Origin of the sequence: Lacinutrix algicola (assembly GCF_001418085.1) — a bacterium.
Taxonomy (GTDB): domain Bacteria; phylum Bacteroidota; class Bacteroidia; order Flavobacteriales; family Flavobacteriaceae; genus Lacinutrix; species Lacinutrix algicola.
In genome coordinates, this window is record NZ_LIQH01000036.1 from 30,385 (window position 1) to 50,446 (window position 20,062).

Below are 20,062 nucleotides of genomic sequence, written 5' to 3' on the forward strand. Positions count from 1 at the left end.
TAGAATAAGTCTTTAAATGAAAATAGCAGTAATTGGTACAGGATACGTAGGTTTAGTTACAGGAACATGCCTTGCAGAAACAGGAAACGATGTCCTTTGTATAGATATAGATGAGAATAAAGTAAAGCAAATGCAGCAAGGTCAAGTACCTATATACGAGCCGCATTTAGATGTTTTATTCGAAAGAAATATAAAAGCCAATCGTTTAAGGTTTTCAACAGATTTAGCTGAAGGTTTAGAACACGGTGATATTATATTTCTAGCCTTGCCAACACCAGAAGATGATGATGGCTCTGCCGATTTAAAATATATTTTAGGAGTAGCCGATGATATTGGAAAACTAATTAAAGATTATAAAGTTATAGTCGATAAAAGTACCGTTCCTGTAGGTACATCAGAAAAAGTGGAAGCTGCAATTGCTAAAAATGCAACAGTAGATTTTGATGTAGTTTCAAATCCGGAATTTTTAAGAGAAGGTTTTGCAGTAGACGATTTCTTAAAACCAGAACGTATTGTTGTTGGAGCTAGTAGCGATAAGGCAATAAAGCTTATGGAAAAACTTTACAAACCCTATGTACGTTCAGGGAATCCAATAATTGTAATGGACGAGAAGTCTGCAGAGCTAACTAAGTACGCTTCAAATGCTTTTTTAGCAGCTAAAATCACTTTCATGAATGAGATTGCCAACTTTTGCGAAAAAGTAGGAGCAGATGTCGATAAAGTTAGAATAGGTATGGGAACCGATTCTAGAATTGGAAAACGTTTCCTTTTTCCTGGAATAGGTTATGGAGGTTCATGCTTTCCAAAAGATGTAAAAGCACTTCATAAATCTGGATTAGAGAATAATTATAATTTTCAAATTCTTGATGCGGTTATCAATGTAAATGCAAGACAGAAATTAGTTTTGATTCCTAAGATTGAAGCACATTTTAATAATGACTTAAAAGGAAAAAACATTGCTATTTGGGGATTAGCTTTTAAACCTGAAACTGATGATATTCGTGAGGCACCAGCGCTTTATATGATAGATAGTTTACTAGAATCTGGAGCAAACATTACGGCTTTCGATCCAGAAGCGATGCCAAATGTAAAAAGAAGACTCGGAGATAAAATAACCTACAAAGAAAGCATGTACGAGGCTTTAGAAAATGCAGATGCTTTAGTGATTTGTACAGAGTGGAGTATTTTTAGAACTCCAGATATAGATAAAATGAAGGAGGCTATGAATGGCAGTATAATTTTTGATGGCAGGAACTTATACGATGTGAAAGATATTGAAAACGAAGGATTTAAATATATATCAATAGGAAGGTAATGGGTTTAAAAACAGTATTAATAACAGGAGCAGCAGGTTTTTTAGGATCTCATTTATGCGATCGCTTTATTAAAGAAGGTTATAAGGTTATAGGTATGGATAATTATATAACTGGAGATAAAAAAAACCTAGCTCATCTTCAAGAGCATGCTAATTTTAGTTTTATCGAACATGATATCACCGAATTTATAGAGATTGAAGGGAGTGTGGATTATATATTACATTTTGCATCACCAGCAAGCCCTATAGACTATCTTAAAATACCAATTCAAACACTAAAAGTAGGTTCTTTAGGGACGCATAACTTATTAGGTTTAGCAAAAGCAAAAGGTTCTAGGTTGCTTATCGCATCGACATCAGAAGTCTATGGAGATCCTTTAGTGCATCCTCAAACCGAAGACTATTATGGTAATGTTAATACTATTGGACCAAGAGGCGTTTATGATGAAGCTAAACGTTTTCAAGAATCTATTACCATGGCTTACCATAGATTTCACGGAATAGAAACAAGAATTGTTCGCATTTTTAATACTTATGGACCAAGAATGAGACTTAACGATGGTCGTGTTATACCTGCTTTTATGGGTCAAGCACTACGTGGTGAAGATTTAACGATTTTTGGAAAAGGTTTGCAAACGCGTTCTTTTTGCTATGTAGATGATCAAGTGGAGGGTATTTACAGATTGCTTCTAAGTGATTATAGCTATCCTGTTAATATTGGGAATCCACATGAAATTACAATAAAAGACTTTGCCGAAGAGATTATTAAACTTACAGGTACAACTCAAAAAGTAATTTATAAAGATTTGCCAGTAGACGATCCTATGCAAAGACAACCAGATATTTCTTTAGCTAAAAAAATATTAAATTGGGAGCCAAAAGTAGGAAGGGGAGAAGGAATGAGAATTACTTTCGATTATTTTAAAAACCTGAGTGATGATGAGCTTTATAAAAGTGAACATAAAGACTTTTCAGGCTATAATAGCAAATAGTAAATGGAATATATACGCGGAAGATATTCGTGGTTAATAAGACCTATTTTGGTGTCTTTCGATATCTTTATTGTTAATCTTCTGGCGTATTATTTTTTAAACCTTAACGTTGAAAATCTTCATTTTTTTTCTTCTGCGGTTTTTAACAACAAGCACTTATTATATATAGTATATAGTATTGTGTTTTGGCTTTTATCTACTTCTTTTATTAGCTTCTATAATGTTTATAGATATACATCTGTACTAAATATATTATCACTACTAATTAAGCAATTTTTAATATTTTCATTTTTAGTTTATGCTTTTATTGGTGCTTTTAGAAGTGTTAATATTCAGGCTTTTGTGACCTTTAAATATTTAATATCTATTTTTTTAATAATTGGTTTTGTAAAACTTTTAAGCTATTACCTACTTAAAGCTTATCGATTAAAATTAAAAGGAAACGTTCGACGTGTTATTATTATTGGTGACACCGATGGTGCAAATGAATTGAAGTCGATTTTTAATCAAAAAAAGGAATTAGGATACAGGTTACTAGCACGTTTTAGTAACGTTAAATCAAAAGGTGTCAATGGAGATATAAAAGAAAGTTTTAAATTTCTAGAAGAGAATAGTGGTATCGACGAGATTTATTGTGCAATGGATGAGCTTTCAGAAAATCAAGTAAACGATTTTGTAAAATATGCTAACATTCATCACTGTAATATTAAATTTATTCCAGAAACAAAAAAGCTGTTTTCTAAGCGTCTAAAGACAGATTTTTATAATTATCTTCCTGTATTATCAATAGATGAAGTAGCTTTAAATCATGATTTTAATAAGTTAGTTAAAAGAACTTTCGATATTTTATTTTCAGTATTTATTATTGTTTTTATACTATCTTGGGTTTCTGTTATTTTGTTTGTTTTAATAAAACTGGAGTCTAAAGGACCATTATTTTATAAGCATAAACGTAATGGTATTAACTATAAGGAGTTTAACTGTTATAAATTTAGATCTTTAAAAACAATTAAAGAAGTAAAAGGAACTTATGTACAGCAAAATGATACACGCGTTACCAAAATAGGTAAGTTTTTACGTAAAACAAGTATAGACGAGTTACCTCAATTTATTAATGTACTATTTGGAGATATGTCTGTTGTTGGGCCAAGACCACATATGTTATCTTATACCGAAGAATACTCAAAAAAAATAGACAAGTATAATTTTATTTTTCGTCATCATGTTAAACCAGGTGTTACAGGTCTTGCTCAAATAAAAGGCTATAGAGGAGAAATTAAGAACGATGAAGACATAATAAATAGGATTAAATTCGATAATTTTTATATTGAAAATTGGTCTATACTATTAGATTTCAAAATTATTATTCAAACCACTTTAAATATATTTAAAGGCGAAAAAAAAGCTTATTAATTTGAAATGAGCATGTTAAAAATGTTATCATTAAAAGAAATGATTAATAGTAAATAGCATGTGATAATCAAAAAGTAAAAAAGAAGTACATGAAAGCACTCGTCTCAATAGTCACTCCTCTTTATAATTCCGAAGCGTTTATCGGCGAAACCATTAAGTCTATATTTAACCAAACTTATACAAATTGGGAGTTGCTTTTAATAGACGATTTTTCTAACGACGATACCATTGGTGTTGTTAATGATTTCATCTTAAAAAACAAGAATATTAAGCTTATTAAAAACGAAACAAACCAAGGAGCAGCAATATCTAGAAATAAAGGAATAATAGCGGCAAAAGGCGATTACATCGCTTTTTTAGATGCAGATGACCTTTGGAAGCCAGAAAAACTAGACAAGCAGATAGCCTTCATGCAAAATCAAGATTGCGACGTTTGTTTTTGCAGTTATGAGCAAATAGACGAATCTGGAAAACCTCTCAATAAACTAGTAAAGGCGTTACCGGTTTTAACATACAAAAAATACTTAAAAAGCAATTATATTGGTAATTTAACAGGAATATATAACGCAAAGAAACTAGGTAAAATAACATCTGCTAACTTGCGTAAGCGCCAAGATTGGGTGTTATGGTTAAATGCTTTAAAAGCTTCTGGAAAACCGGCTAAAAGTCTACAAGAATCGTTAGCTTTTTACCGTGTTCACAAAAACTCGATGTCTTCAAATAAGATTGCCTTATTAAAGCATAATTATTGGGTTTATAAAAAAGGTTTGGGTTTTTCTACATTAAAAGCAACGTACAGCATGCTTATATTTCTTTGGGAGCACTTTTTTGTAAAAAAGAAGCAAACAATTACTTTACGTAAGAAATAAACTGTTTCACTTTTCCGCTTTTTGCACGTTCTAAGCTATCTTTTCTTTCAAAAGAGACCTTTAAACCAGGTTCTAAATAATTGTCTAAAGCTTTTTTTATCGTTACTTTTTGAGCTTCTGTAAGTGCTTCTTCGGCAACATAACTTACTTTAAACGTATCGAGTTTAAATTGCTCTAGCATAAATTCTTTTATTTTAGAAGCATCTTCAATAACGGTTTTCGTTACGTAATACATAGTAAATCCAGCAGCAGTTTTCCCGCTAGGTAAGTTTAAAGTATCGTTAGTTCTACCAGCTAAAGATGCTAAAATAGGTTTACTTAAAGTGCTTTGTTTAGATAATGTGCCAATATCACCTAAATCGTAGCGAATAAAAGGATGCGCTTTATTGTAGAGCGATGTTATTACTATACGGCCTTGCTCTCCAAAAGGCAAAATGTTATTGTCTTGGTCTAAAATCTCAACATATAAATCATCACTATTTATTAACCATTCATCTTTTTTATTTTGAAATGCTATTAAGCCTAATTCAGCACAGCCATACTCGTTAATTACAGGAACTCCAAATTGTTTTTCTAATAGCTTTTTGTCATTTACAAATAAGGTTTCAGAAGTAGCAATACAGGCTTTTAAACTTTCACATTTGTCTTTTAAAACAATATTTTCTCTTTCTAGATATTTTCCAAAAAGAGTTAACGCATTTGAGTAGCCATATAGATATTCATAATTAGATTCGTTAAATAGTTTAACATTTTTAGAAAGTTGTTTGTCGCTCATATCAAAAACTGAAAATCGAAACCTATTACTAAGTTTGTCTTTTAAGCGTTCTTTAAAATAACTTATTTTATTTAGAGGAATTCCATAAAAACGAGCTTGTTTAGAGCTGTTTAAATCTAAATTATGCCAACTGTACCTATCCATGAATATAGACCAAGATAAAGCATGACAAAATTGATCTTTAGCAAAAGATAGTGGATAACCTGAAGAACCTGAAGTATTATTAATCTGGCAATTCTTTTTTGAATAGCCTTTGGAAATTCTATTTTTTAAAGGCTGTTGTAAATCACGTTTAGTTAAAGTAGGAATACTATTCCAATCTTTAACGTTAGCATTACCAATAAACGATTTGTAAAACGGATTATGCTCTAAGTGATATTCTATAATTTCAGCTCTTTTATCAAGAATATATTGTTCTTTCTTTGTGGCGTTTAAAGCTTTAATATTGTATAAAGCCAGCTTCGCTTTTTTAATTGGAAAGCCTTTTAGTTTTAAAGAAAGATCAAATAAATTCAATTGTAATAGTTTCAAATAATAGAAATGTAAATTAAAGAAATATTATTTAATATACGCGCCTTTTTAAAGGAAGGTAGATTTCAATTGAAAAACTAAATTTGAGATGCTTTTTTTAATTCAAAACAGTATTTTTGTGGAAACAACTACAACTATGAATATTTTAATACTAGGTTCTGGAGGAAGAGAACATACAATCGCTTGGAAACTTGCACAAAGTAACAAATGTCGCAATTTATACGTAGCACCAGGAAACTCGGGTACAGCTGCAATTGCAACTAACGTTCCTATAGGTGTAACAGATTTTCAAGCCATTAAAGAAGTAGTGTTAAATAACCATATTACTATGGTAATTGTTGGTCCAGAAGATCCTTTGGTATTAGGTATTCATGATTTCTTTTTAGAAGACGAAGCGCTTAAAAACGTTGCAGTTATTGGACCTCAAAAAGCTGCTGCAGAATTAGAAGGTAGTAAAGAGTTTGCTAAAGAATTTTTGTTTAGACACAATATTCCAACTGCTGCATACCAAAGCTTTAATGCAAGTACTGTAGAAGAAGGTTATGCTTTTTTAGAAACACTAAATCCTCCATACGTGTTAAAAGCCGATGGGTTGGCTGCAGGAAAAGGAGTTGTAATATTAGAAGATATAAACGAAGCTAAAGCGGAATTAAAAGCCATGCTTGTAGATGCAAAATTTGGTAATGCAAGTACCAAAGTTGTTATCGAAGAATTTTTAGATGGTATAGAATTAAGTTGTTTTGTACTAACAGATGGTAAAAACTATAAAATTTTACCAACTGCTAAAGATTATAAGCGCATTGGAGAAGGTGATACTGGTTTAAATACTGGTGGAATGGGAGCAATTTCTCCTGTGCCTTTTGCAGACGATGTTTTTATGTCTAAGATAAAAGAACGTGTTGTTATTCCAACAATTAATGGTTTTCAAAAAGACAACTTACCTTATAAAGGTTTTGTATTTATTGGTTTAATAAAAGTTGGCGACGATCCTTTTGTAATAGAATACAATGTACGTTTAGGAGATCCAGAAACGGAAGTAGTATTACCACGTTTAAAAAATGATTTAGTTGAAGTTTTTCAGGCTGTTGCCAATCAAACTTTAGATAAAATTAACATTGAAATAGACGAGCGTGCTGCTACAACAGTTATGCTTGTATCTGGCGGTTATCCTGAAGCTTACGAAAAAGGAAAAGAAATTTCTGGTATAGAAAACATAGAAGGTTCTATTGCTTTTCATGCAGGAGCGCAACTTAAAGATAATAAGGTTGTAACCTCTGGAGGACGTGTTATGGCAATTACTAGTTACGGTGAAACGTACCAAGAGGCCATAAAAAAATCTTATCAAAATATAGAAAAACTACACTTTGATAAGATTAATTATCGAAAAGATATTGGTTTCGATTTATAAACTAAATAAATTAGTTTCTATAAAAAAGAATGCGAAGAGATACTTTTATCTTCTTCGTTGTTGCTGTCAAATTTCTTTAGTTGTAACATCCAGTAAACCATTGCTACTGCACATATAATCATAAAGAACCAGTTAATACCATTTGCAAGAAACCAGTTTTCTAGCTCTAGTGCTCTAAGTGCGTCTAAAGGTGCAAAAGCAACATTTACAAAAAAGTCCTGTAGAGCGTAAAATAAATCTTTCATAAGAATAGTAGTATATTTAAGAGACAAAAATACAAAAACCGATAATGATAACAAGTTTTTTTAGTAAATCTAAACCAATTAATTTTTTAATTGTTTTTTTACTGTCCTTATTAGCTTTATTTGTAGCGATATATAAGTACTCTATTTTTACTTTTACTGTAGTCTCGGTTTCTAAATTAGCAGCTATTTTTTTATGCTGTTTTTTGTCCGTTTTATTAGTAGATTTTATAGTTGCTAAAAACTCCTTATCTCAAAAAGGAAATGCCGAACTGTTATTGTTTAGCCTGTTTTTACTAGCTGTTCCACAAGTTTTTTTAAATTGGAAAATTATATTATCTAATTTTTTAATACTTCTAGCCTTTAGGAGAATTATTAGTTTAAGAACACAAAACGAACACATAAAAAAACTATTTGATGCTAGCTTTTTAATTGGGTTTGCAAGTCTATTTTACTTTTGGTCACTCCTCTTTTTTATACTAATTTTTATTGCATTATTATTTTATGCAGAGTCTGAAGTCAAAAAATGGATAGTACCATTTGTTGGTTTACTTACAATAACTATGATGTCTATAGGTCTTTCTATAGTTGTAAACGACGATTTTGGTTCTTTGTTAAATATTAATCCATCGGTTGGATTTAACTTTAATGCCTATAATTCTTTACAATTTATTGTAGTTATAACCATGTTTTCGTCTTTTGGTTTATGGGCTTCAATTTTTTATTTAAAAGACATTAATAAGAAAATGAAAAGCTTTAGAGCAGCATACAAAATTGTGTTTGTAGCTTTTTTAATTGCTACAGTTTTAGTCATTATTGCACCAAAAAAGAACGGAAGCGAATTTTTATTCTTGTTCGCTCCATTAGCTATTATTATATCAAACTATATAGAAACCATTGAGGAAAAATGGTTTAAAACGTTGTTTGTGATTCTACTTTTGGCTATTCCGGTGGTGTTATTAATGCTGTAATTTTGCACCAAAAGCTAAATCTCCTGCATCACCTAATCCTGGTACAATATATCCTTTGTCATTAAGCTCTTTGTCTATGGTTGCTATCCATAAATGTGTGTTTTCTGGAAAATTTTCAGCAATAAAATCTATGCCTTCTTGCGCGCCAATTACCGCTGCTAAATGTACTTCTTTGGGAGTGCCAAATGGTTTTAAGGCTTCAAAAGTGGCAAGTAAAGATTGTCCTGTTGCTACCATTGGATCTGCAAGAATTAGTGTTTTACCTTCTAAGTCTGGACAAGCAAGATATTCTACAACAATTTCAAATGATTCTGGGTTTTCTAAATGGTGTCTGTAAGCAGAAATAAAAGCATTTTCGGCTTTATCAAAATAGTTTAGTAAACCATTATGTAAAGGAACTCCTGCTCTTAAAATAGAGCACAATACTATTTCATTTTCAATAGCTTGTACTTCAGTTTTAGCTAAAGGAGTGGTTACTTGCTGTGTTTTATAGCTTAAAGATTTACTTATTTCGTAGCTTAAAACTTCACCTATACGTTCTATATTTCGTCTAAAGCGCATACTGTCCTTTTGAACGTCTACGTCTCGTAATTCGGAAATAAAAGTATTTAAAATTGAATTTTCGTCAGATAAATTGTGAATATGCATTGTTGTGAATGTAAGTATTGAATGGTAAAGTTAAATATTTATGCGTAATTTTACACTTATAAAAATAAATCAATATGTTTTCAACTAAAGCGAATGCTATTTTTCAAGATGTAATAGCAACTTACCATAAAATAAATACTGTAGACCAGCCGTTTACTAATAAATATGATAAATCAGATTTATTAGAGCATTTGCTATACAGAAAATGTTGGATAGATACTGTACAATGGCATTATGAAGACATTATTCGTGATCCACAAATAGATCCAGTTGCTGCCTTAACGTTAAAGCGTAAAATTGATGCTTCTAACCAAGACAGAACAGATATGGTAGAATATATTGATAGCTATTTTTTAGAAAAATATAGTGACGTTACTTCAAAAGAGAATGCAACTATTAATACAGAAAGCCCAGCTTGGGGAGTCGATAGACTTTCTATTTTAGCGCTTAAAGTATACCACATGGAAGAGGAGGCAAATAGAAAAGATGCAACCGATGCGCATAGAGCTGCATGCCAAACAAAATTTGATATTTTATTAGAGCAACGTGTAGATTTATCTACAGCTATAGATACATTATTAGAAGACATTAGTAATGGTGATAAATACATGAAAGTGTACAAGCAAATGAAAATGTATAATGACGATGAGCTTAATCCTGTACTAAGAGGATTAAAGTAATCTTATTATTTTCACTAACTTTATAAAATACTCCTTTCCTTTAATTTAAAGAAAGGAGTATTTTAATTTTACAGCATAAATTTTAAATAAAAAGACAGTAAGATAATGCCAAAACCAAAACATATTTTAGTAATTAGGCTTTCTGCAATGGGTGATGTTGCAATGTCTGTTCCTGTTTTACGTGCTTTTTCTCAACAACATCCTAATATCAAACTTACCGTTTTAACACGAGAATTCTTTAAACCTTTTTTTAGAGATTTAGAAAACGTTACTGTTTTCTCTGCAGATTTAAAAGGAAGGCATAAAGGCTTTTTAGGATTATATAAATTGTCTAAAGAGTTAAAAATCTTAGGTATTGATCAAGTTGCAGATTTGCACAACGTTTTAAGAACAAAGGTTCTTAAGGTTTTTTTCTTCGGAAAAACTTTTAAACAAGTTAATAAAGGAAGAGAAGAAAAGAAAGCTTTAGTTGAAGGACATAAATTTGAACAACTTAAAACTACACACGAACGTTATGCAGATGTTTTTAGAAAATTAGGTTATACAATCAATCTTTCTTACCTAAGTTTTCCTGAACAAGCTAAATTAGACCAAAGCATACAAGAGCTTTTAGGGAAAGATATTAAAAACTGGATTGGCATTGCACCTTTTGCTCAATATCAGTCTAAAATGTATCCTTTAGATTTGTTAGAACGTGTTATAGCAACATTATCTAAAACGCATAAAGTTCTATTATTTGGAGGAGGCGAAAAAGAGGTTAGAGCTTTAGATGTTATCCAAAATAAATATGAGAATGTTATTAATCTAGCAGGAAAACTCTCTTTAGATCAAGAACTAAATGTTATTTCTAATCTAGATGTTATGTTGTGTATGGATTCTGGTAATGCACATATTGCAGCAATGCTGGGTAGAAAGGTAATAACAATATGGAATGTTACACATCCTTATGCTGGATTTGCACCATTTAACCAAGTAGAAGGTAATAGTTTATTGGCAAATAGAAATCAATTCCCATTAATTCCAACGTCTATTTATGGTAACAAATATCCAGAAAATTATAAAGAAGCTGCAAGAACAATTGCTCCAGAAACTGTAATAAAGAAGATAGAATCTGTATTGTAAAAAAAAAGCCTCACTTAAAAAGTGAGACTTATCGGTTTATAACGTTTTAAATATATCTACTGTTTTATCCCTTAAACTAACAAATTTTAGCGTTACAACCTGTTACAAATCTATGTAGTTTGTCGGGATAATTTTACTATAACAATCTTATTATTCGGTGTTTCGACAAAAAGAGAAAAAAACAAGTTAAAGCGCCTTTTTTAACGTTTTTCTATTAAACGTCATCATAATCTACAACAATTTTAGAGCTTACAGGTTGTGCTTGGCAAGTTAAAATTAAGCCTTCTGCAACTTCATTATCTGTTAAAATATTGTTTTGTCTCATAGTTGCTTCTCCTCCTGTAACTCTAGCGATACAACTACTACAAATACCACCTTGGCAAGAGTAAGGAGCATCTAAATCCTTGTCTAATGCAGCTTCTAAAATAGTTTGAGACTGAGACATTATAAAGGTAGCCTCTTCATCGTCTACTATTACTTTAATTTCAGTTTCTCCAGTATTTATAGCATTTTCTATTGCTTGCTCAGTTTTTGCAACTTTAAAAAGCTCGAATAATACTTTGTCTTTAGACACATTATTTTCAGTTAAAACATCTTTTACTGTATGTATCATGGCTTCTGGGCCACAAAGGTAAAAAGCATCTATAGTAGTGTGCTTGTATTTGTTTTTTACAATAAGATTAACTGTACTCTTTTCTATTCGACCAAATAAGGCATCTTCTTCTTGAGACTGGCTAAATACAAATTTAGTATCAAAACGTTCCTTGTATTCGTGATGAAGTTTTAATATTTCATCAAAAAAGATAGTGTCTTTAGTTGTTTTGTTACCATAAACCAATACAAATGTACTGTTTGGTTCTTCTTCTAAAACAGCTTTAGCAATACTTAATACAGGAGTAATACCGCTACCAGCTGCAAATGCGGCTACTGTTCTGGTTTTAGAACTATCTGGAGTAAAAGTAAAGCGACCTTGTGGTGCAGCAACTTCTAAAACATCTCCTTCTTTTAAAGTGTTATTTACGTATTTAGAGAATGTACCGTTTTCAACTTCTTTAACCGCTACGGTAATGTCTCCGCTTTTTGGCGATGAGCATAAAGAGTAGTCTCTACGCACTTCTTTTCCATCTATAGTAGATTTTAAAGTAATGTATTGTCCAGCAGTAAAGTTAAAGGTCTGCTTTAAATCTTCAGGAATATTAAAACTTAACGTCACGCATTGATCTGTTTGACGTGTTATATTCTTTATTGATAATTTATGAAAATGTGACATGTGTTTATTTTTTGTAAAAATAGTGAAGCTTGAAACGAATTAAAATCAATTATGAAAAAAATAATACCTAAGTTTTACATGCATAAGAAAATTATGTATATTTGATTATGAGTAATTCTAAATTATACAAAGGCAGTTTAACTACTATTATTTTAAAACTTTTAACCGAAAGTGATAAAATGTATGGGTACGAAATCACTCAAAAAGTTAAGGAGTTAACTAAAGGTGAATTAAAAATAACCGAAGGTGCATTGTATCCTGCGTTACATAAACTGGAAGCCGGAGGCTTACTAGATGTTGAGGTGAAAAAAGTAGATAACCGTTTAAGAAAATATTATAAATTAACAGAAAACGGAACCAAAGAAACAGCGAGCAAATTAGAAGAGTTAGCAAGCTATATTGCTACTATGCAAGCGTTGGTTAATCCTAAGTTTAATTTAGAATAATGGTGGAATTACGCAAAGAAGATATAAAGAAAATTGACGAATTTTTAATTCGTCATAAAGTTAAGTTCATAGATGTTCGTTTAGAATTGATAGATCACTTAGCTTCAAAATATGAATTAGAGAACCAAAACGAAAAACTGCATGCTTTTTTAATTAGAAATCGTGATTTTATTAAAACCTTTACTAAAGAAAGGCAGAACAAAATTCATTGGGCCTATCAAAAACAAATAATTAAACAGACAGCTTTGTTTTTTTATAAACCAAAGTTTCTAGTTTTCACTGCGTTAATAACTCTTATTTTGCTTAACATAAGAGAGTTAAATACTGATAAAATTACACTTTGGCTGTTTTTAGGTTCTGTCATTACACCACTTGCAATTACACTTTATAAACAAATTAGGGCTTCTTCAAAATTAAAAAAGATTCAATCTTATCAAACAGTTTGTAGTATAATGTCTTTACCAAGTTTGTTTTTGTATATGTTTACTCCTATTGAAAATCACTTACCGTTTGATAACGATTTATTCTATATCTATTGGTTTATAGCTTTAATTATAGGCATATCTGGACTAATTGTTTTTAATAAGCTTCTTAAAAAGACTTACGAAAACTACAGTAAAATTGTAATCGCATAATTAATATGAAATTAAACGAAGTTCAAATACAAGATTTATATAGATTTACAAGAAGTCATTTTGTAGTATATTATGATTTGCAAACAGAACTTGTAGATCATTTAGCAAACGATATCGAAGCCATGTGGGAAGAACAGCCGCAATTATCTTTTGAAGACGCCAAAACTAAGGCCTTTAAAAAATTCGGCATTTTTGGTTTTATGGAACCCATAGAGCAAAAGCAAAAAGCTATGAATAAAAGGTATATGCGTTATTTGTGGACAGAACTTAAAAAATGGTTTGCACTACCTCAAATTGTAATAACAATTACCATGTTTTTAGCGTTTTATTTAGCTTTTACAACAAGTTATGCTAAATACTTTGTTTTTGGATTCTATATTTTAATTGCTATTTGGAGTGGTTATAAGGGTGTTTGTTTAAAAAGACAATTTAAAAAAAGAAAAGAAGCTTCCGATAAAAAATGGATGTTAGAAGAAATGATTTTTAGACAAGCCAGTGGTTCATCTTTCTTTTTACTATTGCAGCTTCATAATGTCTTTAATATCTCTGATGGTTTTTCAGATAATAATTATATAGTATTGGCATTTGCAAGTATTTTTACTTTCTTAATTTTAATAAGCTATATAAGCTTAGAGTTACTGCCAGGAAAAGCAGAGGAGCTAATAAATGAAACCTATCCAGAATTTTCTTTGTAACAATTTCTATATTTTTGATACTTATCTATTAAACCAAACCATAAACTATGTTTAAAAAATTTCTAAGTTTAGAGTGGAAGCAATTTCGTCGTGCTTCTTACTTTAAAAAAGGTCTTGCTATTAAAATTTTAATGGCCTTTATAGTGCTTTATTTTGGAGGTATAGCTTTAGCATTTGGAGCAGGTGTCTTTTTTATTGCTAAAAAAGCAATACCAGATGTAGATCCAATAGAAACGGTTAATAAGTTTCTTGTGTTTTGGTTTTTGTTCGATTTGCTCTTCCGTTATTTTATGCAACAATTACCGGTAATGAACGTAAAACCGTTAATGGTAATCCCTATAAAAAGAAGTACTGTTATTCATTTTTTACTTGGTAAAACGAGTATTTCATTCTTTAATATTTTACCACTCTTTATTTTTATACCATTTAGTATTGTTATGTTATTTCATGGCTATCCTGTGCTTAATGTTTTAGGCTGGTTTATTTCGGTTGTGGCTATAACGCTATGTTTAAATTTTACTAATTTTTTAGTGAATAAAAACAATGTCGTATTCTATAGTATACTAACTGTGTTAGCAGTGTTTGTAGGATTAGAATATTACAATGTTTTTAAAATATCAGAGCCTATTGGTAACGCGTTTAATTTCTTATATAACAACCCATACATTGCACTTTTACCAATAGGAATTTTAGTATTACTTTATAAAGCAACATTTAATTTTATTAAAAAAGGATTTTATTTAGACGATGCAGTTTCTAAAAAAGTAAAAGAAGTAAATGCAACAGATTTATCTTGGCTTAACCGTTTTGGAAGTGTTGCACCTTTTATAAAAAATGATGTGAAGCTAATTTGGAGAAATGTAAGACCAAAACAAGTAATGATGATGTCGTTTATGTTTTTATTCTACGGCTTATTTTTCTTCACACAAGATACTTATAAAGAAATGCCTGCGCTTTTAGCCTTTGCATCTATGTTTATAACCGGCGGATTTTTAATTTCATTTGGCCAATTAGTACCATCTTGGGATAGCGAATATTATAAAATGCTAATGAGCCAAAATATACCATACAAGCAATATTTAGAATCTAAATGGTATTTAATGGTTTTTGCAGTAATTATCTCTTTTATTTTAGCAACACCTTATATTTATTTTGGGTGGGATATTTATGCCATGATTGCTGCTGGAGCAGTGTTTAATGTTGGTTTAAATTCATTTATTACACTATTTGGAGGTGCGCTTAATAGAGTACCAATAGAGCTTAATGTTAAAGCGAAGGCATTTAGTAATACTAATGGGTTTAATCCTGTTCAGTTATTAATTAGTTTGCCAAAAGTGTTTTTACCAATGATTTTGTTCTATATCCCATACAAGCTTATTGGCTTTAATGCAGGGCTTATTACTATTGCTTTAAGTGGCGTTTTAGGTATTGTATTTAGAAAGTATATTTTCAATTTTATTGTTAATGTCTATAAAAAAGGAAAGTATAAAACCATTGCCGCTTTTTCAGAAAAAAAATAACCAACAGTTAAACGTATTACAATCATGATAAAAACATCAAACCTTACAAAAACATACAACGAAGTAACCGTTTTAAACATAGAAAATTTAGAAATTCCTAAAGGTCAAAGTTTCGGATTAGTAGGAAATAATGGAGCTGGTAAAACAACCTATTTTAGTTTACTATTAGACCTTATTCAACCAACAACTGGATTTATAAAAAGTAAAGACGTGTTAGTTAGTGAGAGTGAAGATTGGAAACCATTTACTTCTGCTTTTATAGATGAAAGCTTTTTAATTGGTTATTTAACCGCCGAAGAGTATTTTTATTTTATTGGTGAACTTAGAGGTCAAAATAAGCAGGATGTAGATGCCCTTTTAGCTCAATTTGAAGATTTCTTTCATGACGAAATTCTAAACAAAAAGAAATATCTAAGAGATTTAAGTAAAGGAAACCAAAAGAAAGCTGGTATAGTTGCTGCACTTATTGGTAATCCAGAAGTAATAATTTTAGACGAACCTTTTGCTAACTTAGATCCAACAACACAAATTAGATTAAAGGGGATTATTAAAGATTTAGCACAAACAAAAGGTGTTACTGTTTTAGTTTCTAGTCACGATTTATTACACGTTACAGATGTTTGTGAGCGTATTGTAGTTTTAGAAAAAGGAGAAGTAATAAAAGACTTAGCTACCAATCCTGAAACTTTAAAAGAGTTGGAAGCACATTTTTCGGGAGTAGCTGAGGTTTAATTTTCTTATTGGATTGTTGCTAATAATTAGTAAATTCAAAAAAGATGCTTATTTTTACGTGCTTATCTAAGGGTTAACAATATTCGATTAAGTTTAAAGTTATCTAATTAGACTAAATACAACACCGTTGAAAACAGTAAAAAAATCCATATTACTTCTAGCAGTTTCTGCCTTAATAATAACTAGTTGTTCGCGTAAAAACGACAGTTTTATTAGTAGAAACTACCATGCTGTAACTACAGAATATAACACATTATATAATGGTTTTATTGCCTTAGAGAAAGGGAGTGAAACTCTTAATGAGGCTTATAGAGATAACTATTGGGATATTTTACCTGTAGAGCGTATGCAAATTCTCGATGAAATTGTAATGCCTGGTCAGTCTAAAAACGCAAACTTTACTACTGCAGAAGAGAAAGCAGTAAAAGCCATTCAAAAACACGGCATGAATATTCAAGGAAAAGAATATAATCCACAAATAGACGAAGCTTATCTTCTTTTGGGTAAATCGCGTTATTTCGATCAGCGTTTTGTTCCAGCCTTAGAAGCTTTTAACTATATTTTATATAAATATCCTGCGAGTAGTAATATCAATCAAGCACGAATTTGGAGAGAAAAAACCAACATGCGTCTTGAAAATGATGAGTTGGCTATTAAAAATATTAAAACACTTTTAGAGCAAGAAGAACTAGAAGGTCAAGATTTAGCAGATGCAACTTCTACAATTGCGCAAGCATACATAAACACAAAATCTTTAGATAGTGCTTTAACACAAATTGTAATTGCTGCAGAGTCTACAAAAAAACGTAATGAAGAAGGTCGATATTACTTTATTCAAGGTCAGTTGTATAATGCGCTTCAAGATAAAGATAGTGCAAATATTGCTTTTGATAAAGTAATAGATTTAAACCGAAAAATTCCTCGTAAATACTTAGTAAGTGCTCACGTAGAAAAAGCTAAAAACTTTGATTACGAAAAAGGTAACAAACTTGAGTTTATAGAGCATTTAACAAAGCTCGAAGAAGATAGAGAAAATAGACCTTTTTTAGATCAAATCTATCACCAAATAGCGCAGTACCATGTTAAGCAAAATGTAGATTCTTTAGGTATTGCTTATTACAACAAGTCCATTCGTACCAATTCTCAAGATAAAATTCTAATGGCAAGAAATTACGAGATTCTTGGAGATATGAGTTTCGATGTTAACAATTATAAAGTCGCAGGAGCTTATTACGATAGTACTATGACTAAAATGGTACAAAACAGTAAGCCATATAGAACCATTAAGCGTAAAAGAGAAAACTTAGACGATGTTATTTATTATGAAGGAGTCGCTGAGGTAAACGATAGTATTTTGCGTTTGGTTAAAATGAACGATAATGCAAGAAAAAGTTATTTTAAAAATTATGTTGCCAAACTAAGAGAAGAGAAAGTAGCAGAAGCAGAGCGTTTAGCTATAGAGGAACAGAAAAAAGGATTGGCACAAAATAATGCTGGTCAAACACAAAGTAATTCCTTTAAGCCAAAAGGAGGATTACCATCAGCATCAAGTTTTTATTTCTATAACGATCAAACGGTTGCATACGGTAAAAATGAATTTCAACGTATTTGGGGAGATAGAGAAAATACTGATAATTGGAGATGGTCAGACGGTTCTAGGGCTGCTCAAATCATAACAAGTTCTAATGCATCTGTTGAAAACACAGAAGACGATCAATTACTAGATATAGATTATTATATAGCACAGATTCCTTCGGAAGAAAAAGCAATAGATAGCATCTCTAAAGAACGTAATTTCGCATATTACCAATTAGGATTAATATACAAGGAGAAGTTTAAAGAGTACGACTTGGCAAAATCTAAGTTTACCGATTTGTTAAACAATAATCCAGAAGAGCGTTTAATACTTCCTGCAAAGTACAATTTGCTAAAAATGTATGAAACTTTAGGTAGAACTGCAGAAAAGGATATCCTTAAAAATGAAATCATTACTAATTATCCAGATTCTCGTTATGCTAAAATATTGAGCAATCCAGAAGCAGCATTAGCAAAAGACGATAGTAGCCCAGAAAGTATTTACGAAGATACCTATAAGCAGTTTGAAGCTCAAGAATTTGAAGCTGTTATAAAAAAGTGTGTAAAGTATGTTGGAGCCTTCGAAGGAGATGATATAGTACCAAAGTTCGAGTTGCTTAAAGCTTTTGCAAAAGGAAGATTACATGGTTTCGAAGCTTATAAGCAAGCAATTAATGAGGTTGCTGTAAATTATGCTAATACTCAAGAAGGAATTCAAGCACAAGCGATTTTAGATACGTCTATAAGAGGATTAGAAAAATCATCTTTTGAGGAGGATGCATCAGCGACAAAATGCAAAGTAGTTTATCAATTTTCTAGTTTAGAAAAAACGGAGATAGATATTTTTAAAAAGACTTTAGACGAAACATTAAGTGAAGCAAAATACAATAGCATGTCTACATCTATAGATGTTTACAGTAAAGATAAAACCTTTGTTGTTGTGCATGGATTAAGAAGTATAGAAACAGCAAAAGGATTTTTAGACTTATTTCCTTCAGAATTAAAGGATAAAATTGATCGTTCTTTTTTTGGAATTTCAACTAATAATTACAGAACGCTTCAAATTCATAAAAATTTACAAGCTTACTTAACTAACCAATAATACCAAATAAAAAATAACCTATTTAGGGTTCTTTTAAAGTTTGTATGGTAAAGTATCGCATAACCTTAAAAATATAATAGCAATGTTTTCTGAGAATAAAAAAGGCAAACAAAACGAAAATTCTTCAATTCAAAATTTAATAGCCAAAGGCACAAAAATAGTTGGCACGTTTTCAAGTGAAGGTGATATTAGAGTAGATGGTGTTATAGAAGGAGATGTTATAACGCCAGGAAAAGTTGTTGTAGGTAAAACAGGAGAAATTCATGGCTCTTTAGAAAGTAGTAATGCGCATTTTGAGGGTAAGTTTACGGGTAAGCTAAAGCTTACAGGAACTTTAACCTTAAAAGCATCTGCGCATATAGAAGGAGAAGTAATAACAGAGAAGTTGGCAGTAGAGCCTGGAGCAACATTTAATGTAACATGTGTTATGAAATCTACAGTAAAAGACATTAAAGGTGAGCAAAAAACCAAAAAAACAGCTTAATCAATATTTAAAGTTTACGTCTATAGCTATTCAAATGGGTTTAACTATTTATTTAGGAAGTAAGCTTGGAGAATGGTTAGATGTAAAGTTTGATAACAATAATCAGCTTTACTACAAAATAGTAACCTTAATAGCTGTTTTTGTAGCGGTAGCTTCCGTCATATTTCAAGTGTTAAAAATAACCAACAAAGATCAAAAAACTAATAAAAAATAATGGTAAAACGTATTCTTTATGTTGCCGTATCTCTAGCCGTTTTACTGCTGTTAACATATAATCTTCACAATTATTTAAATACATCTATATTATCCTTTTCATTATTAAAAGTATATTGTTATCATGCTATAGCAGCAATAATTGTTTATGCTTCTGTAGATTTTGTAGCGAGTAAATTGCCAAATCAAGCAGGCTATGCTTATTTAACACTTATGTTCTTTAAAATAGGAATATTTGTTCTAATGTTTCAAACAACGGTGTTCGAAAAGGAGAGTTTAACACAGCCAGAACGTATAGGTTTGGTGGTGCCTTTATTCATTTTTTTAATAGTTGAAGCAATAGCTGTTGGTAAGCTATTAAACAGTAAATAGTTGTAAAGAAGTATTTGGTTTATTTTAAGAAAAAATTCTAGTAGAAAAAACT

General features: G+C 30.7%; 21 protein-coding genes. 17 read left to right on the top strand and 4 right to left on the bottom strand.

The genetic code is table 11. The features are described from left to right. Nucleotides 1-16: 16 nt before the first annotated feature. The 4 genes from ASC41_RS08580 to ASC41_RS08595 all read left to right on the top strand — a co-directional run bounded on the left by ASC41_RS08580 (nucleotide 17) and on the right by ASC41_RS08595 (nucleotide 4,589). The gene (locus ASC41_RS08580) at nucleotides 17-1,315 is read left to right on the top strand and encodes a UDP-glucose dehydrogenase family protein (RefSeq protein ID WP_055436231.1); all 1,299 of its coding nucleotides are present in this window, start codon (nucleotides 17-19) and stop codon (nucleotides 1,313-1,315) included. Next, the gene (locus ASC41_RS08585) at nucleotides 1,315-2,307 is read left to right on the top strand and encodes a UDP-glucuronic acid decarboxylase family protein (RefSeq protein WP_055436232.1); all 993 of its coding nucleotides are present in this window, start codon (nucleotides 1,315-1,317) and stop codon (nucleotides 2,305-2,307) included. The genes ASC41_RS08580 and ASC41_RS08585 overlap by 1 nt, the downstream gene beginning before the upstream one ends. A 3-nt stretch (nucleotides 2,308-2,310) precedes the next feature. After that, the gene (locus ASC41_RS08590; protein ID WP_055436233.1) at nucleotides 2,311-3,720 is read left to right on the top strand and encodes an exopolysaccharide biosynthesis polyprenyl glycosylphosphotransferase; all 1,410 of its coding nucleotides are present in this window, start codon (nucleotides 2,311-2,313) and stop codon (nucleotides 3,718-3,720) included. Between the two features lie 89 nt (nucleotides 3,721-3,809). Continuing rightward, nucleotides 3,810-4,589 (top strand): glycosyltransferase family 2 protein, encoded by a 780-nt coding sequence (locus ASC41_RS08595; RefSeq protein WP_055436234.1) that lies wholly within the window; start codon nucleotides 3,810-3,812, stop codon nucleotides 4,587-4,589. On the opposite strand, the gene ASC41_RS08600 is transcribed toward ASC41_RS08595, so the two are convergent. After that, a complete protein-coding gene (locus ASC41_RS08600; RefSeq protein ID WP_055436235.1) occupies nucleotides 4,570-5,880 on the bottom strand; it encodes a phenylacetate--CoA ligase family protein in 1,311 nt (436 codons plus the stop codon). The two genes, ASC41_RS08595 and ASC41_RS08600, sit on opposite strands and share 20 nt — an antisense overlap. A 151-nt stretch (nucleotides 5,881-6,031) precedes the next feature. On the opposite strand from ASC41_RS08600, the gene purD reads away from it, so the two are divergent. Then, entirely contained in the window at nucleotides 6,032-7,303 is a 1,272-nt protein-coding gene (gene purD / locus ASC41_RS08605; RefSeq protein WP_055436372.1) for a phosphoribosylamine--glycine ligase, read from the top strand. A 17-nt stretch (nucleotides 7,304-7,320) separates the two neighbouring features. On the opposite strand, the gene ASC41_RS08610 is transcribed toward purD, so the two are convergent. Then, nucleotides 7,321-7,548 (bottom strand): DUF6341 family protein, encoded by a 228-nt coding sequence (locus ASC41_RS08610; RefSeq protein ID WP_055436236.1) that lies wholly within the window; start codon nucleotides 7,546-7,548, stop codon nucleotides 7,321-7,323. A 44-nt stretch (nucleotides 7,549-7,592) separates the two neighbouring features. On the opposite strand from ASC41_RS08610, the gene ASC41_RS08615 reads away from it, so the two are divergent. After that, nucleotides 7,593-8,516, top strand: coding sequence for a DUF6427 family protein (locus ASC41_RS08615; RefSeq protein WP_055436237.1), 924 nt, complete (start codon nucleotides 7,593-7,595; stop codon nucleotides 8,514-8,516). On the opposite strand, the gene upp is transcribed toward ASC41_RS08615, so the two are convergent. Further along, complete coding sequence (gene upp / locus ASC41_RS08620; protein ID WP_055436238.1) at nucleotides 8,505-9,164, bottom strand: uracil phosphoribosyltransferase; 660 nt, start codon at nucleotides 9,162-9,164, stop codon at nucleotides 8,505-8,507. The genes ASC41_RS08615 and upp overlap by 12 nt on opposite strands. 74 nt (nucleotides 9,165-9,238) lie before the next feature. Between upp and ASC41_RS08625 the strand changes: the two genes are divergently transcribed. Both ASC41_RS08625 and ASC41_RS08630 read left to right on the top strand, forming a co-directional pair. Then, on the top strand, nucleotides 9,239-9,844 hold the full coding sequence (locus tag ASC41_RS08625; protein ID WP_055436239.1) for a DUF4254 domain-containing protein: 606 nt from the start codon (nucleotides 9,239-9,241) through the stop codon (nucleotides 9,842-9,844). A gap of 105 nt (nucleotides 9,845-9,949) precedes the next feature. Further along, nucleotides 9,950-10,966, top strand: coding sequence for a glycosyltransferase family 9 protein (locus ASC41_RS08630; protein WP_055436240.1), 1,017 nt, complete (start codon nucleotides 9,950-9,952; stop codon nucleotides 10,964-10,966). Between the two features lie 214 nt (nucleotides 10,967-11,180). On the opposite strand, the gene ASC41_RS08635 is transcribed toward ASC41_RS08630, so the two are convergent. Further along, complete coding sequence (locus ASC41_RS08635; protein ID WP_055436241.1) at nucleotides 11,181-12,236, bottom strand: ferredoxin--NADP reductase; 1,056 nt, start codon at nucleotides 12,234-12,236, stop codon at nucleotides 11,181-11,183. Nucleotides 12,237-12,343: 107 nt separating this feature from the next. On the opposite strand from ASC41_RS08635, the gene ASC41_RS08640 reads away from it, so the two are divergent. The 9 genes from ASC41_RS08640 to ASC41_RS08680 all read left to right on the top strand — a co-directional run bounded on the left by ASC41_RS08640 (nucleotide 12,344) and on the right by ASC41_RS08680 (nucleotide 20,010). Continuing rightward, nucleotides 12,344-12,682 (top strand): PadR family transcriptional regulator, encoded by a 339-nt coding sequence (locus tag ASC41_RS08640; protein ID WP_055436242.1) that lies wholly within the window; start codon nucleotides 12,344-12,346, stop codon nucleotides 12,680-12,682. After that, nucleotides 12,682-13,317 (top strand): hypothetical protein, encoded by a 636-nt coding sequence (locus ASC41_RS08645; protein ID WP_055436243.1) that lies wholly within the window; start codon nucleotides 12,682-12,684, stop codon nucleotides 13,315-13,317. Before ASC41_RS08640 ends, ASC41_RS08645 begins: the two co-directional genes overlap by 1 nt. A gap of 5 nt (nucleotides 13,318-13,322) precedes the next feature. Continuing rightward, a complete protein-coding gene (locus tag ASC41_RS08650; protein ID WP_055436244.1) occupies nucleotides 13,323-14,012 on the top strand; it encodes a hypothetical protein in 690 nt (229 codons plus the stop codon). A 47-nt stretch (nucleotides 14,013-14,059) separates the two neighbouring features. Then, nucleotides 14,060-15,532 (top strand): DUF5687 family protein, encoded by a 1,473-nt coding sequence (locus ASC41_RS08655; protein WP_055436245.1) that lies wholly within the window; start codon nucleotides 14,060-14,062, stop codon nucleotides 15,530-15,532. A 24-nt stretch (nucleotides 15,533-15,556) separates the two neighbouring features. Beyond that, the gene (locus ASC41_RS08660) at nucleotides 15,557-16,264 is read left to right on the top strand and encodes an ABC transporter ATP-binding protein (RefSeq protein WP_055436246.1); all 708 of its coding nucleotides are present in this window, start codon (nucleotides 15,557-15,559) and stop codon (nucleotides 16,262-16,264) included. A 127-nt stretch (nucleotides 16,265-16,391) separates the two neighbouring features. Further along, the gene (gene porW / locus ASC41_RS08665; RefSeq protein WP_055436247.1) at nucleotides 16,392-18,941 is read left to right on the top strand and encodes a type IX secretion system periplasmic lipoprotein PorW/SprE; all 2,550 of its coding nucleotides are present in this window, start codon (nucleotides 16,392-16,394) and stop codon (nucleotides 18,939-18,941) included. 82 nt (nucleotides 18,942-19,023) lie between these two features. After that, nucleotides 19,024-19,425 (top strand): bactofilin family protein, encoded by a 402-nt coding sequence (locus tag ASC41_RS08670; RefSeq protein WP_055436373.1) that lies wholly within the window; start codon nucleotides 19,024-19,026, stop codon nucleotides 19,423-19,425. Beyond that, nucleotides 19,397-19,639: an AtpZ/AtpI family protein gene (locus tag ASC41_RS08675; RefSeq protein ID WP_241489644.1), complete on the top strand. Its 243-nt coding sequence runs from the start codon at nucleotides 19,397-19,399 to the stop codon at nucleotides 19,637-19,639. The genes ASC41_RS08670 and ASC41_RS08675 overlap by 29 nt, the downstream gene beginning before the upstream one ends. After that, complete coding sequence (locus tag ASC41_RS08680; RefSeq protein ID WP_055436249.1) at nucleotides 19,639-20,010, top strand: DUF6168 family protein; 372 nt, start codon at nucleotides 19,639-19,641, stop codon at nucleotides 20,008-20,010. Before ASC41_RS08675 ends, ASC41_RS08680 begins: the two co-directional genes overlap by 1 nt. The last annotated feature ends 52 nt before the right edge of the window (nucleotides 20,011-20,062 follow it).

Bases quoted from the DNA above. Each gene is read 5' to 3' on its own strand.
- ASC41_RS08595 (WP_055436234.1), top strand. From the start codon at position 3,810: ATGAAAGCACTCGTCTCAATAGTCACTCCTCTTTATAATTCCGAAGCG.
- purD (WP_055436372.1), top strand. From the start codon at position 6,032: ATGAATATTTTAATACTAGGTTCTGGAGGAAGAGAACATACAATCGCT.
- ASC41_RS08655 (WP_055436245.1), top strand. From the start codon at position 14,060: ATGTTTAAAAAATTTCTAAGTTTAGAGTGGAAGCAATTTCGTCGTGCT.
- ASC41_RS08590 (WP_055436233.1), top strand. From the start codon at position 2,311: ATGGAATATATACGCGGAAGATATTCGTGGTTAATAAGACCTATTTTG.
- ASC41_RS08630 (WP_055436240.1), top strand. From the start codon at position 9,950: ATGCCAAAACCAAAACATATTTTAGTAATTAGGCTTTCTGCAATGGGT.
- ASC41_RS08670 (WP_055436373.1), top strand. From the start codon at position 19,024: ATGTTTTCTGAGAATAAAAAAGGCAAACAAAACGAAAATTCTTCAATT.
- ASC41_RS08640 (WP_055436242.1), top strand. From the start codon at position 12,344: ATGAGTAATTCTAAATTATACAAAGGCAGTTTAACTACTATTATTTTA.
- ASC41_RS08650 (WP_055436244.1), top strand. From the start codon at position 13,323: ATGAAATTAAACGAAGTTCAAATACAAGATTTATATAGATTTACAAGA.
- ASC41_RS08625 (WP_055436239.1), top strand. From the start codon at position 9,239: ATGTTTTCAACTAAAGCGAATGCTATTTTTCAAGATGTAATAGCAACT.
- ASC41_RS08610 (WP_055436236.1), bottom strand. From the start codon at position 7,548: ATGAAAGATTTATTTTACGCTCTACAGGACTTTTTTGTAAATGTTGCT.
- ASC41_RS08580 (WP_055436231.1), top strand. From the start codon at position 17: ATGAAAATAGCAGTAATTGGTACAGGATACGTAGGTTTAGTTACAGGA.
- upp (WP_055436238.1), bottom strand. From the start codon at position 9,164: ATGCATATTCACAATTTATCTGACGAAAATTCAATTTTAAATACTTTT.
- ASC41_RS08645 (WP_055436243.1), top strand. From the start codon at position 12,682: ATGGTGGAATTACGCAAAGAAGATATAAAGAAAATTGACGAATTTTTA.
- ASC41_RS08585 (WP_055436232.1), top strand. From the start codon at position 1,315: ATGGGTTTAAAAACAGTATTAATAACAGGAGCAGCAGGTTTTTTAGGA.
- ASC41_RS08680 (WP_055436249.1), top strand. From the start codon at position 19,639: ATGGTAAAACGTATTCTTTATGTTGCCGTATCTCTAGCCGTTTTACTG.
- ASC41_RS08635 (WP_055436241.1), bottom strand. From the start codon at position 12,236: ATGTCACATTTTCATAAATTATCAATAAAGAATATAACACGTCAAACA.
- ASC41_RS08615 (WP_055436237.1), top strand. From the start codon at position 7,593: ATGATAACAAGTTTTTTTAGTAAATCTAAACCAATTAATTTTTTAATT.
- ASC41_RS08660 (WP_055436246.1), top strand. From the start codon at position 15,557: ATGATAAAAACATCAAACCTTACAAAAACATACAACGAAGTAACCGTT.